This window comes from Paenibacillus sp. FSL K6-1230 (genome assembly GCF_038002385.1).
In the GTDB taxonomy this organism is placed as follows: domain Bacteria; phylum Bacillota; class Bacilli; order Paenibacillales; family Paenibacillaceae; genus Paenibacillus; species Paenibacillus massiliensis.
Map to the genome: position 1 here is coordinate 1,763,475 of NZ_JBBOCK010000001.1, position 14,363 is coordinate 1,777,837.

Below are 14,363 nucleotides of genomic sequence, written 5' to 3' on the forward strand. Positions count from 1 at the left end.
AGCACAGGTGAAGAACAAAGTCCTAACCGTGACCTTGAATCCTGCACTTGACAAGACGGTTACGCTACCGGGGTTTCAGGTCGGCGGATTGAATCGTATTGAGGAGATGCGAGTAGACGCAGGGGGCAAAGGCATAAATGTAGCCAAAGTGCTGAAGAGCTTCAATGAACCTGTTGTGGCTACAGGCTTTGCAGGAGGATATGCAGGTACTCAGCTCCTAGATCGACTTCAGATCATGAGGATAGAGCAGGCTTTTGTGAAGGTAGAGGGAGAGACTCGCACCAATCTGAAGATCGTGGATTCCGAGAGCAAGGTGACCACGGAAGTGAATGAACGTGGAAACGGTATTACGGCGGACGAAGCAAGTACCTTCCATACTCAGCTTGAGCGTCTACTAGGAGAGGTTGGGGTGCTTGTCCTTGGAGGAAGTCTACAGCCAGGAATGCCAGAGGATACCTATAGACAGATTGGTGAGCTGGCCAAGTCCAAGGGAGTCAAGACGATTCTGGATGCTGACGGCGAAGCCTTCAGGCAGGGGCTACAAGCCATACCGTTCGCTGTCAAGCCGAATATTCACGAGCTGGAGCAGCTGGTAGGCAAGCCGCTTGATTCCGATGATGCCGTGATTCAAGCCTGCCAAAGCCTACTGGAGCAGGGGATTGAGTGGGTCGTGGTGTCGATGGGTGGTGATGGATCTATTCTGGTAAGTGCTGATGAAGTGATCCGAGCCCGTCCCTTCCCGATTGTGCCTCAGAGTACGGTCGGAGCAGGGGATTCAATGGTAGCTGCCATCTCGGCTTGTCTGCTGCATAATCGCTCGTTGCTTACGACAGCCAGATGGGCGACAGCAGCAGGAAGTATTACTGCTTCCAAGCCAGGCACAGAGGTGTGTACCTTGACAGAAGTGGAGTCTCATCTGGAAGCGGTTGATATTCAAGTAATTCATAATGCGAAAAAAGGGTGAATGAATAATGAAAAAGCTGTTAGCTGTTACGGCTTGTCCAACGGGTATTGCCCATACGTATATGGCTGCTGAATCCATTCAGAAGGCTGCCAATGAGAAAAATGTCCAAATTAAAGTAGAGACACGTGGTGCGGTCGGCGTAGAGAACGGACTTACTCCTGAAGAGATCGCTGAAGCACATGCCATCATTATTGCCGCAGATACCGATGTTGATGAGAGTCGCTTTGAAGGCAAGCCTGTCGTCAAAGTACCTGTAGCACAAGGGATCAAGATTCCGGGAGAATTGATTGAGCAAGCTCTTGCCAAGGAAGCCACAGCACCTGTAGCGTCCTCGTCTGCTGGTAAGGAGAAAAGCTCTGCAGAGACCAAAACTTCATCTGGCAACAGCATTTATAAGAACCTTATGAATGGTGTATCCAACATGCTTCCGCTCGTAGTGGCAGGTGGACTTATCATTGCCCTGTCCTTCCTGTGGGGAATTAATCCTCCAGAAGGAAGTCTGGGCGCATCCCTTGGGGCGATTGGTGGCGCGGCCATGGGTCTGATGATCCCAATCCTCGCTGGTTTTATTGCCTTCTCGATCGCAGGTAAATCAGGTCTTGCACCGGGATTAGTTGGTGGTGTGATGGCTAGTTCGCTAGGTGCTGGCTTCCTCGGCGGTATTATTGCCGGCTTCCTGGCAGGCTACGTCGTGAAATTCCTGATCAAGGTAATCAAGCTTCCTAAGTCCTTCGAGGGCTTGAAGCCAATTCTTTTGATACCACTGCTGTCCGTACTGATTGTAGGTCTGTTGATGCATTATGTAATCGGTACACCATTGGCTGCGCTCATGGGAGCATTGACAAGCTGGCTGCAATCCATGGGTTCTGTCAACGCTGTTCTGCTGGGTGCCGTGCTTGGTGCTATGATGGCTATTGATATGGGTGGTCCATTCAACAAAACAGCTTATACGTTCGCTGTAGGTCTGCTGGGGAGTGGCGTGTTTGGCCCAATGGCAGCAGTTATGGCAGCTGGTATGACTCCTCCGCTGGGCATCTGGCTGGCAACGGTTATGGCACCTAAGAAATTTACGACAGAAGAGCGTGGCGCTGGTAAAGTAGCGGGCTTCCTCGGATTGTCCTTTATCACGGAAGGCGCTATTCCATTCGGTGCGGCTGATCCACTCCGTATGATTCCAGCATTCATGGTGGGTTCAGGAGTTGCTGGTGCCTTGTCCATGGCCTTCGGCGCTGCACTTCGTGCGCCACATGGCGGGATCTTCGTCATGGCGATTCCGAATGCAATCACCAATGTATTGCTGTATGCTCTGGCTATTGTTATCGGTACTGTAGTAACTGCCGTGCTTGTAAATATCCTGAAACGGAATAAAATCACGGTCTAACAGCTCATAATGATCCACAGGAAATGATTTAAAGGAGATGACATACATGAATATACATGATTTGTTGACTGAGGAGACTATCTTTCTGCCACTGGAATCTGGTAGCAAGGAGGACGTAATCCGCCGGATGGTGGAGGGGCTCCAAAAGACTGGCGCAGTAACGGATGCTGAGAGCTACGTACAGGCTGTCCTGACTCGTGAGCAATCCAGCTCCACAGGTATCGGGTTCGGTGTAGCTATTCCACACGGTAAATCCTCTGGAGTAGCCCGTGCAGGCCTGGCCTTCGCAAGAATGGCAGAACCAACGGAGTGGGAGTCTTTGGATGATCAGCCTGTATCCATCGTGTTCTTGATCGCAGTTCCGGCAGAAAATGTAGGAAACGAGCATTTGCAGATTCTCGTCGCTCTGTCCCGTAAGCTGATTCATGAAGACTTCCGCAATAGTCTCTTGCAGGCGAAGAATCCAGCTGAGGTGACAGAGGTGCTGAAGAGCATCTAATGCAGCATGGATGAACAGAGCATACGGTAATGGCTACTGTAGCGAACAGTTCAGTAAATTGAGGGTATTATGACCTCCACAAGAATAGAAGGATAAGGTAGTCGTCTTAAGCAAGAGTTCGCTTAAGGCGGCTTTTTTTCGTTTGACGGATTGTAATATGAAGTGCGACACCCGCTGGAAATAAAAAAAAAGGGGCCCATGGCCGGATTCGTGTAGAATGAAGGTTCCTACACCACGCATTCACACAAGGAGAATCCACCATGAGCTACACACATCTTAGCATAATCGAGCGCAGCAAGCTAGAAATCCTCCACCAGCAGGGGAAAAGTGCCAGAGCCATTGCTAAAGAATTAGGCCGGCATCACGCAACCATCAGCCGCGAATTACACCGAAATCCAGCAGCAGTTCCCTATTAGGCGGAACGCTCCCAGGACAACTATGCCAAGCGTCGTCAGGTGTCTGTTCCACTCGGCAAATGGACACCTGAACTAGCGAGGGTTATCGAAGAAAAGCTTTGTGCCACCTGATCCCCTGAACAAATCGTACAGCGGCTTCGTAAGGAAGGAGAAGCCCTCCCTTGCTTTAAAACGATCTATCGCTGGCTGTATACAGGCGGTTTGGTGAAAGGCGTGCTTACCGTTTTACGTCACAAAGGCGAACGACAGAAACCTGCAGAGACACGGGGCAAGTTTGCCGTGGGCAAGGCCATCTCTCAGCGTCCGAAAGAGGTTCGTTCTCGGGAGACCTTCGGTCATTGGGAGCTCGATACGGTCGTCTCGGGCCGTGGGAAAAGCAAGGGCTGCGTGGCTACGTTCATCGAACGCAAGACACGCCTGTACACCGCTATTCGGATGCCTGACCGTACCGCTTTGTCTATGGAGATTGCCTTTGGCGTAGCGGCCTCGCAGTATCCTGCCGAGGTATTTCGAACCGCTACCGCAGACCGGGGCAAGGAGTCTGCCTGTTACGCCAGCCTGGAAGCCACTCATAATGTACAGGTGTATTTTGCAGATCCGTACTCCTCCTGGCAACGCGGCTTGAATGAGAACGCCAATGGTCTCTGCCGAGAGTTTTTCCCCAAGGGGACGGATTTCGCACAAATCATGGATGAAGCTCTGGAGACCGTCCTCCGCTTAATCAATCACAGACCACGAAAATGCTTGGGGTGGAGAACCGCTCACGAATCCTTTTCAGAGGAACTGTCGCACTTAGCTTGACAATCCGTCGTTTGTATTTATTAATTGAAATGTCTTAAGAAGTTACTTGCAGAAAAGGAGTTGATGCTATATATTGTTTATATATAAACTGTTGATGTATAAACTATATCTGAATAATTAGTTTATACATCAACTAATTTTGTTTTATTTCATGGAGGATGATTGCAAATGGCAGATACAGCACGAAAACAAGAAATTTTGAAAGCTTATCAATTTAGGCACGCATGTAAATCCTTTGATATCAATAAGACGATTTCTGATGACGATTTTGAGTTCATTCTTGAGACAGGAAGATTATCACCAAGTTCATTCGGACTTGAACCCTGGAAGTTCGTTGTGGTGCAGGATGCCACGCTACGCGAAAAATTAAAGCCTGTGACCCCTGGTGCCCAGGGACAATTGCCTACGGCCAGCCACCTTCTGTTTGTATTAGCTAGAAAAGAAAGCGGGCTCAGATCCGATTCTCCGCACGTTACGAGAATGATGAAGGACATCCAACGTATGCCAGATGACATTGCACAATTCGTTTCACGTATGTACAACAAATTCACAGAAGTCGAGCTCGGCGGTGACGGGCAGCTCATGTATGAATGGGCCTGCAAGCAGAGTTACATCGCCATGGGAAATATGATGACGGCTGCAGCTCAGATCGGTATTGATTCCTGCCCCATTGAAGGTATTGATCGAGAGAAAGTGTGTGAATTATTTGTAGAAGAAGGAATTATTGATGATAATGAATTTGGAGTAGCCTGCCTGGTGGCCTTTGGGTATCGGTTAGAGGAGCCAAAACGTCCAAAAACAAGACAAAGCCTGAATGATATCGTAGTATGGAGATAAATCGTGCAGATGTGTAGTATTTAATTCATGGTACAGAGAGTTGCTTCTTGCCAGCAGCTCTTTTTTTCATGGCTCTAGCGGATGAAATGCCGCGGGTGCATTGCTCAAAGCTGCTCTACTGCCGCTAAATGCTCATGCTTGCTTGTAAAATGAAAGCTAAGGCTGTATAGTGTCTAATACATTGTAAAACGATATAAACGATGTACCATAAGAGAAAGAGGGGATGATTCTTGAAAACAGATTGGTCGCAGGAAGCTGAACTGTTATACCAGATGTACGGTGTTAACAAAGTAATCAATACTACGTTTGATGCATGTATCAGCGTTAGCCAATCTCGATTTGAAATCTTATCCTTGATCTATCAAGAGATTGAAATCAGTCAAGGAGACTTGCAAAAGAAAGTTACGATTGATAAATCGGCGGTTACTAGACACATCAAACAGCTTGAGGAGCAGGGGATCATCTTCAGACGAAAAAAGGATGAGGATAATCGCTTTGTCCTGGTCCGTCTTACGGATTATGGCAGGGAATTGATCGAGAACGCCCAAATTGAGAAAGCGCGTTTTGTACAGGAATTACTCACTGATATCAGTGAAGAAGAGCGTAATGCTTTTAGGAAGGTATTAACAAAGCTACATGCAAATGTTGGAACAATCAAGACGAGCGAAAGCCGTTCAGATAAGCAGCATTTATAAAGGATCTGATTTGGAAAAGGAGGAGCTACTCTTACTGCATCCGCTTTTTTTCGAATTTGGTCTTTTTTTGTTGTGCGTCTATTTATTAATACGCTACCGAAGGGACTATTTCATATGCGCATTCAAGGTTTGAATCATTTTTTGTTCTCAGTATCCAGTCTGGAGCGCTCCATTGAGTTCTACCGAAATGTATTTGGTGCCACATTACTCGTGCAGGGGAGGACGACAGCTTATTTCGATCTGTGCGGGATGTGGCTTGCTTTAAATGAAGAAGCCCACATCACACGAGTCCCGGTGAATGAGGCTTATACGCATATTGCCTTTACAATCCTGGAGGAGGACTTCGACGAGGTACATGCAAAATTAATCCAAATGAATGTTCATATACTGCCTGGCCGTCCTCGAGACAAGCAGGACCGTAAGTCGATATATTTCGTAGACCCGGACGGTCACCGCTTTGAATTTCATACAGGCACGCTACAGGATCGGCTGGATTATTATACGAGAGAGAAGCAGCATATGAGCTTCTACCCTCAAGAATCTGCGCGGGACTGATGTCTGTGCCTTGCTGCTCGTACACCCAGAACAAGCAGGGGTACCACGACCCCGAGTAATCCGCAGACAGCTACGGATGTCATCGCAGCATAGGCCTGCCATTGCATAATAAATGCCACTCCACTGCCAAATGTAGTCCCACCTAGTAGTCCAAGCGCGCTTATTACATCAATAGAAGCTTTCATAGTAGTTTCACTCCTTTCCTGCATTCACAAAATAGTAGGTCTGGTGGATTGCTATTACCATAAGGTAGACGTTGCCCCAAGTTGTGCGTACAATTAAAGAGTCTAATAGAATAAGGATTGACAAGATCGTGCGCATTGTAAACCTTGGATTAGCAAAATTCCTAACAGGAGGCACTTGCGAATGACAGCTCAAACGAATATGAATGAACGGATTGCCGCTTGGAATGCCGAAGCAGAGGCTTGCCCATGTGGCAGCAACCATCATCATGTAGACATGTACACCGTGATTAGTGACCATGCGCTTGAGGACATCGCATCTTATTTACAGGACAAAGGGTATCAGCATGTAACGGTGATTGACGATCCGCATACGGCTGCTGCAGCGGGAAATCGGGTACTGGAGCTGCTGCAGCAGGCCGGAATTCAGGCCGAAGAGGTATGTCTACCTCTCAATAGTGCAGGGGATGTTGTTGCTGATGAGCGCTATATGGTGAAGGTGCTACTTGGTATTTCCTCTACGACAGAGGCTGTTCTGGCTGTGGGATCAGGCACTATCCATGATCTGACGCGATTTGCCTGCTCTATGCGTAAGCTTCCGTTCATATCGATCCCGACAGCAGCCTCGGTGGATGGGTTCACTTCGGCTGGCGCCCCACTACTGTTGGACGGGGTGAAGCGGACGATTCAGACTGTGGCACCAGAAGCTATCTTCGCAGATGTCTCCTTGCTGGCATCGGCACCACAGACGATGACGGCTGCAGGCTTTGGCGATATGCTCGGCAAATACACGTCACTTGCGGATTGGAAGGTGTCACGGGACATGGCTCAGGAGCCATACTGCCCCCTTGCTGCGCAGATGACAGAAGAGGCGCTGCTGGCTTGTATAGAGCATGTAGATGAGATTGCTGCAGGAAGCCTGCATGGAATCGACGTGCTGATTCGAGCACTGATCGCCTCGGGAATCTCTATGTTAATCATAGACCATTCTCGACCTGCATCTGGTGGGGAGCATCATATTTCACATCGAATTGAAATGGAGCTGCTGGCACAGGAGCGGCCGCAGGTGCTGCATGGAGCCAAGGTAGGTGTAGCTGCAGCGCTGCTTACGGACTTGTATAAGGAGCTGGCCGTTCAGGAGCCGGAGAGTGCATTTCAGGTCTACACGACCCTTCCTGATTCGCAGCAAATGCGGGACTGGCTGCAGCAAGTGGGGGGGCCAGGGCGCTTCGATGAACTGGATGTAACAGAGGACATGCTGGAGCGAGCTGTGCACACAGCCCATACGCTCCGCGATCGGTATACTGGTTTGAAATATCTGAACGATCATAATCTGATTGATTCCAGTAAGCTCCAAGAGCTTAGCCGCAGCTAGCTAGCGCGAATAACAGAAGTGTTCTTGTGAGTTTCTCGTGAATTTATTCAATAATACATGTAAAAAAACGGCGTTATTACTCACCCAAGCCATTACGCTCGGATGAAGAATAACGCCGTTGTTGCACCAAGAAGGAGATACGATGGTAGCTGCCATCTTGGCTTACTTACTACATAATCGTTTGTTGCTTACAAGACAGATGGGCGACATCGCTATGGAGCCTTACAGCTGTGCTTCATAGCTCTTACAGATGGAGTAACAGCTGCTATGGCTACAAGCGATTGACAGCAGACACCAGGGCGAGCACCGAGGCCTTGATAATATCCTCGTCCTTGCCTACACCCCAGATCAGCTTGCCCTGAGCCTTGAGCCCAACATAGGCAATAGCATGGGCAGCGGAGTCGCTACCCAGCGAGTGCTCCTCATACACACTCAGTTCGTAGTTCAGCTCGAAGCGGCTTTTCAGAGCATTACTGACAGCATCGAGCGGTCCATTTCCTTTACCCTCGATGGTTACTTCATTACCTTCGTGTATGACCTTCATGAAGGTGGTAGTGAGCTTGTTCTTTTGCTCAAAATGATACGATTCCAGCTGCAGTGGGCCATTGTCTCGAATGTACTCTGCTTCGAAAATACGCAGTATTTCATCCGGGAGCAGCTCCTTTTGTTCCTTGTCCGAGACGCCTTTAGCCAGATACCCCATTTCTTCCTTCATTTTATCAGGGAGTCTCAATCCAAAGCTGCGTTCCAGCAGGTGGTTGACACCGCCTTTACCAGACTGGCTGTTGACACGAATGACATCCGTCTCGTACTTGCGGCCAAGGTCTGCTGGATCAATAGGTAGATAAGGAACCGTCCAGGTCGGACAGTCATGCTCTTCACGCCACTTCATGCCCTTGGCAATAGCATCCTGATGGGAGCCTGAGAAGGCCGTGAACACGAGCGATCCGGAATATGGCTGACGCTCATACACGCGCATTTTCGTCAAGCGTTCATAGGTCTCACTGATGCCAACGATGTCCGAGAAGTCGAGCCCCGAATCGACACCGTGTGAATAGAGGTTCAGTGCCAAGGTGATCAGATCCACGTTGCCTGTGCGTTCTCCATTGCCGAACAAGGTTCCTTCAACCCGCTCTGCTCCAGCGAGAACAGAGAATTCGGCATCGCACACGCCGCCTCCACGGTCGTTGTGAGGATGGACGGACAGAATGACATGCTCACGGTAGGACAGATGATTGTGTATATACTCTACCTGACTAGCGAATATATGAGGCATAGCTGTCTCGACGGTAGTTGGAATGTTGATAATCGCCTTATGATCTGCAGTAGGCTGCCATACATCCAGTACAGCGTTACAGATGTCCAGGGAAAATTCGACCTCACTACCCGGGAAGCTCTCTGGGCTGTATTGGAAGGTGAAACGTCCTGGTGTGCTTGCGGCCAGCTCCTTGACCAGCTTCGCGCCTTCTACGGCGATAGCCTTAATCTCCTCCTGGGATTTGCGGAACACCTGCTCACGCTGAGCTAAGGAGACCGAGTTATACAGATGAACAATAGCGTTTGGAACGCCATGCAGCGCTTCGAACGTCCGGCGGATAATATGCTCCCGGGCTTGTGTCAGTACCTGCACAGTTACATCCTCGGGAATGAGGCCACCTTCAATCAAAGTGCGCAAAAAGCGGAATTCCGTATCAGAGGCTGCCGGGAAAGCAATCTCGATCTCCTTGAAGCCGATGTCGACGAGCATCTGGAACATTTCCACCTTCTCCTCCAGATTCATGGGCTCGATCAATGCTTGGTTGCCGTCGCGCAGATCGACGCTGCACCAGATCGGGGACTTCTCGATATGATCCTTCTGCGTCCAATTCATTGAACGCACGGGTGGCATAAAATAGCCTTTTGCATACTTGGTGTGATCCATCATCGTAATTATCCTCCTCGGTTATTCTTAGTTATTCTTGGGTATAAAGTAACAACAAAAAAGCCTTTCGCCCCGACTGCACATGCAGCCGGAGACGAAAGACTTGAGCTTCCGCGGTACCACTCCTGTTTATGAACAAACGTTCATACCCTCATCAGACACGTGCTCATATCATTGAGCGTGATGTCTGTCCCTTGATAACGGTGGGCACCCGTCAACAACTACTTTTCGGTATAGCCTAATTAAGGGTTCTACCCGAATTTCGCATAGCCGCTCCAAGGCGAGTTCCCCGTATTTCCTCTACCGCCTCGCATCATCCGGCGGCTTTCTGAGAATCAGTCCTACGAGTACTACTCCTTATCCAAGCGTTTAGAGTCGTATATGGATATGGTCTATCATAGCAGGGCTGTCTGACAAAATCCAGTCCAATTAATTATCCGACGGTAAATTACTTTATGGGTATTGTTTCTATTTAGATTTTATTCGAAATAGGTATTGCTATAACTCTCACCATAAGTGATAATGTATTTAGATGAAATTCTAAATAGAAAAAAGAGGCGATGCATTTGGGTTTCCCAGAGACATTCAAAGCCCTATCTGATCCAGTGAGACGGGATATCCTGGTCATGCTCAAGCATGGCAAAATGTCAGCTGGGGAGATTGGGCAGCATTTCGAGATGACGGGTGCGACCATTTCGTACCATCTGTCACAGTTGAAGAAGGCCGGTCTTGTTTTTGAAACGAAATATAAAAATTATATCTACTATGAGATTAATGTGTCGGTCTTTGAAGAAGTCATGCTGTGGTTTTCACAATTTAAGGGGGGGAAACAAGATGAGGATCAAAGGTAGCTCGATGCAGCTTATTACAACAGTGGTATGTGTATTGCCGATTATTTTATCGCTGACGCTCTACCAACAATTACCTCCGCAGATAGCTGTGCATTGGGATGTAGCAGGTAAGCCAGATAATTATATGTCAAAGGCGGTTGTGGCTTTCGTGTTCCCACTCTGCTTGGCTGCTCTTAACATTATTGTCCATATTGTGATTAACAATGATCCTAAAAAGATGAATGTGGCCCCTGTCTTAAGAAAACTCGGCTTATGGATCATTCCTGTCTTGTCGCTCATCCTCATGCCGATCACGCTCTTCAAGGCTCTGGGTGCAGACTTGCCGATCCAGACGATTGCCCCATCCTTTGTTGGCATGTTACTGATTGTAATCGGTAACTATTTACCGAAGAGCAAGCAGAGCTATACGGTGGGAATTAAGCTTCCATGGACACTGGCAAGCCAGGAGAATTGGAATAGAACACATCGTGCAGCGGGCTACCTCTGGATATTAGGTGGGATTCTTATGATCTTGACGTCGTTTTTGAACGTATTTGTGGAGGTTGCGATCGTTGCAATCATAGTGCTGATTGTGGTTGCTCCAGCCGTATACTCTTTTTCATTGTACAAAAAGGGAGTTTAGACCTTGAATCACGCAGAGCTGAGCACCCCTACTCTTTTTTAGCAGAAAGCTGTACTTCATTCCTACTATTAAGAAAGCACTGCATACCGTCAATTCGGTTTGCAGTGCTTGTTGGAATGTGTGTCATCATCTTGGTAGTAGTGGATTCGCGCAAAAATGCATCGTCCCTTGATGCCGCAATTATTGGGTCAGCATGGCATCTGCGAACAGAATGGATTTTGGAATCCGAAAAAACTGCTCTGCTTGATCCTGAAAGGTCTGTGAAGGAACGGTCCCCTGATGGAGCCATTTGCGGAATGTGCCAGGATGCACTCCAATCCAGTGGCTAACGTCCGTTACTGATAGATCATGAACCATACACAGGCCAGCAAGAATGCGGTTTTTTACAGGTGATCTTGTTACCGTTCTTTTCATAAAACGTGAAGGCGCGGGCTGACAAATCATTGGTGAGCTCCGCACTACCGATTCATTAAAGAGGATATGGCGGGGATAGCCGAGCAAACGGCAGGCTTTCTCCAGATTGGTATTTCCAGGAATACGGCCTTCATATACCCATGCGCTTACACTGCGAGAGGAGATGGATAGCTCCTCAGCCAGCTGCGACAGCTTGATATCATTCGCCATTAATACGGCAAGAAGGATCCTGTTACGGATCTGACAGCGGGTCGGTTTGCGAAAGCGCTTGACGCGTACGCCTTTTCCCAAATATTTGCGGTTGATCAGAGACCACGCCTGTATAGAGTGTCGTTCTTGTTGTTTAGGCATATACCCTCCGATTTTTTTAATCAAATACTACAATAACACCGAGGGGAGTGCAAGTGTCCTCCAACTTATTTTCATGTAATGCTATAGACATAATCCGTGTGATGAAAAGAGGTCCTAACGACTAATATGAATGATTGAAAATGCAAGCCGGACAACGGTTTTGAGTGGCTTGCTGGGCCAAAGAATTGCTGAATTGTAACCTCAGATTGCGGGAATGTTTTATTTTTGTATCCCAATATTTACACAATCTCTTAAACTATCCTATAAGATATGATTCGAACGAATTGATAGTTTCGTTTGAGATAAAGAGAGAGTGGATGGTGGATCGAGATGCAGACAGAGCTTCAGTCACAAATTCAAATGGCAATACCCCATGACTTGTACCTTACGAATAAAGGCCACAGAGCAACAAGTATTAGAACCCAAGGGCTGAATGGAATATGGCGCGCAGGGCTGATTCTCCTACTGTGTATGATGAGTCTGCTATGGTCCAGCAGTAGCTATGCTGCTACAGCCTCAGCGTCGGCACTGTTAGTGGGCATAAATGATGAATTATTGCAGGATAAGGAAGCCGAGGCGGTTACATTACAAGGGCGTATGTATGTAGCAGCTGTGCCATTGGCGAAGGCCATGGGGGCCAGTACGGTAGTCCAGAATGACGATTTAACCATATCTTTGGGGGCGTATCATATGACTATGCCCTTGAAGACGGGAGAGACGATCATCCGGAATAATAGAACGTTGATTCCAATTCGAGATGTGGCTTCGGGCTTGGGCTATACCATTACGAACCCTGCTCCTGGTGTGTATCGACTCGTAAATGGAACAGCGACTATGACTGACCAGCAATTCGTTGCGGCTCACGCTGCGGCGATTCAGGAGCGTCAGAAGCTGGTACAGCAGAGTAATTCTAATAAAGGAAGTAAAGGCACCACACCGACGAAGGGGAAGGTTCTGTACCTGACCTTTGATGATGGTCCAACTAAGCATGCCTATGAGCTCCTGTCCATATTAAGCAAATATGATGCCAAGGCGACTTTCTTCATGCTGGGGCCACAGATTCAGCAGCATCCCGATGTTGTTCGCAAGATGATGGACAATGGGCATGGATTGGGCCTGCATGGTATGACACACGTGGAGAAGAAGTTCTATGCTTCGCCAGCCACAGCGCTCAAGGAGATGAAGGATGCGAATGCAATCCTGCTCAAGACAACAGGTGTTCAGACACGTCTGATTCGGACACCTTATGGTAGCAAACCATATATGAAGGATTCCTATCGTAATGCCATGCACCAGGGGGAATTCCGGATGTGGGATTGGAACGTGGATTCACTGGACTGGAAGTACAAGAAGAATCCAGAGCATATTGTAGCATCGGTGCTCAAGGATGTGGAGAAGATCAGTCGAACAGGGCGTGCGCCAGTAGTTCTGATGCATGACCAGGAGCCTACGATAACGATCTTACCGCAGCTGCTTGCTGAGCTTCAGAAGCGGGGGTATCAGTTCGAGACACTTACAGAGGAGATGACTCCTCTCAATTTCTGGAATGATCACAGATAGAGAACACAATTCGTAGTGGGATCATCATTCGCAATTAGGTCAAAGAAAAATCATTCTTGAGTCATATCACCTGGCGTATACGTGAATCGGCTTCCCCAATCGTAACGGGTATGTTAAAATTTTGGGACAAGCATACTATTCTATTATCGTTAGGAGCCTGTCCATGATTAAACATATCGTATTCTTCAAGCTGAAAGACCGTTCACCGGAAAGTATTGAGCATACGGCATCCGTACTGCGGGGCATGAACGGCAAGATCAAAGAGGTTCTGTCCCTGGAGGTCGGAACAGATGTGATTCGCTCCGAGCGTTCATTCGATATCGCGCTAACCGCCGTTGTAGCATCGCTGGAGGATCTCAAAATCTATAACGATCATCCGGTCCATCAGGAAGTGGTCAAGCATATTAATGAAGTGAAGGATATTTCGCTGGCGGTTGATTACGAAATCTAACTGAGGACATCGGGATGGAGGTACTTGTCGTTGTACTACGTAAATAGGGAACAAATAGAGCTTCGCCTGAGTGCGATTCCCGAGATCATCGAGGGCTTGAAGACGGCTATTCGTGATTGGGATGGGAGCCTGACACTGGGACTAGTGCAGGAACGTTGTCTGCATCTGGCCATTGAATCCGTTACAGATGTGGGAAGCTTCATTATTGATGGCTTCATCATGCGCGATGCTAGCAGCTATGAAGATATTATTGGAATCATACATGAGGAGCAGGTCATTGATTCTGAGATCTTTCCTTCCCTGCATGAGCTCGTTTCGCTTCGTAAGCCGCTTGTACAGGAATACTATCATTGGAAGCGCGCAGAGCTGCATCCGTTGACGCCTCTGTTGGTAGACAACCTGGACAAGTTCGCAGCAAGCGTACGGCAATATCTGGAACGCGAACTAGGCCCGATGCCGACAGACCGCTAACGTTGGAGGTCGAGCCA

General features: G+C 48.2%; 15 protein-coding genes, 1 pseudogene and 1 other annotated feature. Of the genes and pseudogenes, 13 read left to right on the top strand and 3 right to left on the bottom strand.

What is annotated here, in order from left to right:
• The first annotated feature begins 7 nt into the window (after positions 1 to 7).
• The 7 genes and pseudogenes from pfkB (at position 8) to fosB (ending at position 6,148) form a co-directional block, all read left to right on the top strand.
• Positions 8 to 964, top strand: coding sequence for a 1-phosphofructokinase (gene pfkB / locus MKX74_RS07730; protein ID WP_341177986.1), 957 nt, complete (start codon positions 8 to 10; stop codon positions 962 to 964).
• A gap of 7 nt (positions 965 to 971) precedes the next feature.
• Positions 972 to 2,345 (top strand): PTS fructose transporter subunit IIC, encoded by a 1,374-nt coding sequence (locus MKX74_RS07735; RefSeq protein WP_341177987.1) that lies wholly within the window; start codon positions 972 to 974, stop codon positions 2,343 to 2,345.
• A 46-nt stretch (positions 2,346 to 2,391) separates the two neighbouring features.
• Entirely contained in the window at positions 2,392 to 2,844 is a 453-nt protein-coding gene (locus MKX74_RS07740) for a PTS sugar transporter subunit IIA (protein ID WP_341177988.1), read from the top strand.
• Between the two features lie 260 nt (positions 2,845 to 3,104).
• A pseudogene (locus tag MKX74_RS07745) lies at positions 3,105 to 4,061 on the top strand (IS30 family transposase).
• A gap of 168 nt (positions 4,062 to 4,229) precedes the next feature.
• A complete protein-coding gene (locus MKX74_RS07750) occupies positions 4,230 to 4,898 on the top strand; it encodes an NAD(P)H-dependent oxidoreductase (protein ID WP_341177989.1) in 669 nt (222 codons plus the stop codon).
• 272 nt (positions 4,899 to 5,170) lie between these two features.
• The gene (locus MKX74_RS07755) at positions 5,171 to 5,593 is read left to right on the top strand and encodes a MarR family winged helix-turn-helix transcriptional regulator (RefSeq protein WP_445667307.1); all 423 of its coding nucleotides are present in this window, start codon (positions 5,171 to 5,173) and stop codon (positions 5,591 to 5,593) included.
• A 114-nt stretch (positions 5,594 to 5,707) separates the two neighbouring features.
• Positions 5,708 to 6,148, top strand: coding sequence for a metallothiol transferase FosB (gene fosB / locus MKX74_RS07760; protein WP_341177990.1), 441 nt, complete (start codon positions 5,708 to 5,710; stop codon positions 6,146 to 6,148).
• Here the strand turns inward: fosB and MKX74_RS07765 are convergent.
• On the bottom strand, positions 6,127 to 6,333 hold the full coding sequence (locus MKX74_RS07765; protein WP_133568211.1) for a hypothetical protein: 207 nt from the start codon (positions 6,331 to 6,333) through the stop codon (positions 6,127 to 6,129). The genes fosB and MKX74_RS07765 overlap by 22 nt on opposite strands.
• A 181-nt stretch (positions 6,334 to 6,514) precedes the next feature.
• Here MKX74_RS07765 and MKX74_RS07770 point away from each other — a divergent pair, with 181 nt between their 5' ends.
• A complete protein-coding gene (locus MKX74_RS07770) occupies positions 6,515 to 7,705 on the top strand; it encodes a sn-glycerol-1-phosphate dehydrogenase (RefSeq protein WP_445667254.1) in 1,191 nt (396 codons plus the stop codon).
• A 271-nt stretch (positions 7,706 to 7,976) separates the two neighbouring features.
• Here MKX74_RS07770 and MKX74_RS07775 read toward each other — a convergent pair whose 3' ends face one another.
• On the bottom strand, positions 7,977 to 9,629 hold the full coding sequence (locus MKX74_RS07775) for a 2-isopropylmalate synthase (RefSeq protein ID WP_341177991.1): 1,653 nt from the start codon (positions 9,627 to 9,629) through the stop codon (positions 7,977 to 7,979).
• Between the two features lie 84 nt (positions 9,630 to 9,713).
• Positions 9,714 to 9,999 (bottom strand) — a binding site (T-box leader).
• Between the two features lie 193 nt (positions 10,000 to 10,192).
• On the opposite strand from MKX74_RS07775, the gene MKX74_RS07780 reads away from it, so the two are divergent.
• Entirely contained in the window at positions 10,193 to 10,477 is a 285-nt protein-coding gene (locus tag MKX74_RS07780) for an autorepressor SdpR family transcription factor (protein WP_025679336.1), read from the top strand.
• Entirely contained in the window at positions 10,461 to 11,099 is a 639-nt protein-coding gene (locus MKX74_RS07785) for an SdpI family protein (protein ID WP_341177992.1), read from the top strand. The genes MKX74_RS07780 and MKX74_RS07785 overlap by 17 nt, the downstream gene beginning before the upstream one ends.
• A 180-nt stretch (positions 11,100 to 11,279) precedes the next feature.
• Here the strand turns inward: MKX74_RS07785 and MKX74_RS07790 are convergent, their stop codons facing one another.
• A complete protein-coding gene (locus MKX74_RS07790) occupies positions 11,280 to 11,864 on the bottom strand; it encodes a helix-turn-helix domain-containing protein (protein ID WP_028592121.1) in 585 nt (194 codons plus the stop codon).
• Positions 11,865 to 12,224: 360 nt separating this feature from the next.
• Here MKX74_RS07790 and MKX74_RS07795 point away from each other — a divergent pair, with 360 nt between their 5' ends.
• From MKX74_RS07795 to MKX74_RS07805, 3 genes are all read left to right on the top strand, one after another.
• Positions 12,225 to 13,424, top strand: a complete 1,200-nt coding sequence (locus MKX74_RS07795; RefSeq protein ID WP_341177993.1) for a polysaccharide deacetylase — start codon at positions 12,225 to 12,227, stop codon at positions 13,422 to 13,424.
• Between the two features lie 163 nt (positions 13,425 to 13,587).
• On the top strand, positions 13,588 to 13,875 hold the full coding sequence (locus MKX74_RS07800) for a Dabb family protein (protein ID WP_018885961.1): 288 nt from the start codon (positions 13,588 to 13,590) through the stop codon (positions 13,873 to 13,875).
• A 30-nt stretch (positions 13,876 to 13,905) separates the two neighbouring features.
• On the top strand, positions 13,906 to 14,346 hold the full coding sequence (locus tag MKX74_RS07805; RefSeq protein ID WP_018885960.1) for a DUF86 domain-containing protein: 441 nt from the start codon (positions 13,906 to 13,908) through the stop codon (positions 14,344 to 14,346).
• Positions 14,347 to 14,363 lie beyond the last annotated feature (17 nt).

Excerpts from the sequence above, each read along its gene's own strand:
- MKX74_RS07740 (WP_341177988.1), top strand. The coding sequence starts at position 2,392 with ATGAATATACATGATTTGTTGACTGAGGAGACTATCTTTCTGCCACTG.
- MKX74_RS07785 (WP_341177992.1), top strand. The coding sequence starts at position 10,461 with ATGAGGATCAAAGGTAGCTCGATGCAGCTTATTACAACAGTGGTATGT.
- MKX74_RS07795 (WP_341177993.1), top strand. The coding sequence starts at position 12,225 with ATGGCAATACCCCATGACTTGTACCTTACGAATAAAGGCCACAGAGCA.
- MKX74_RS07770 (WP_445667254.1), top strand. The coding sequence starts at position 6,515 with ATGACAGCTCAAACGAATATGAATGAACGGATTGCCGCTTGGAATGCC.
- MKX74_RS07755 (WP_445667307.1), top strand. The coding sequence starts at position 5,171 with ATGTACGGTGTTAACAAAGTAATCAATACTACGTTTGATGCATGTATC.
- MKX74_RS07765 (WP_133568211.1), bottom strand. The coding sequence starts at position 6,333 with ATGAAAGCTTCTATTGATGTAATAAGCGCGCTTGGACTACTAGGTGGG.
- fosB (WP_341177990.1), top strand. The coding sequence starts at position 5,708 with ATGCGCATTCAAGGTTTGAATCATTTTTTGTTCTCAGTATCCAGTCTG.
- MKX74_RS07735 (WP_341177987.1), top strand. The coding sequence starts at position 972 with ATGAAAAAGCTGTTAGCTGTTACGGCTTGTCCAACGGGTATTGCCCAT.
- MKX74_RS07750 (WP_341177989.1), top strand. The coding sequence starts at position 4,230 with ATGGCAGATACAGCACGAAAACAAGAAATTTTGAAAGCTTATCAATTT.
- MKX74_RS07800 (WP_018885961.1), top strand. The coding sequence starts at position 13,588 with ATGATTAAACATATCGTATTCTTCAAGCTGAAAGACCGTTCACCGGAA.
- MKX74_RS07775 (WP_341177991.1), bottom strand. The coding sequence starts at position 9,629 with ATGATGGATCACACCAAGTATGCAAAAGGCTATTTTATGCCACCCGTG.
- MKX74_RS07790 (WP_028592121.1), bottom strand. The coding sequence starts at position 11,864 with ATGCCTAAACAACAAGAACGACACTCTATACAGGCGTGGTCTCTGATC.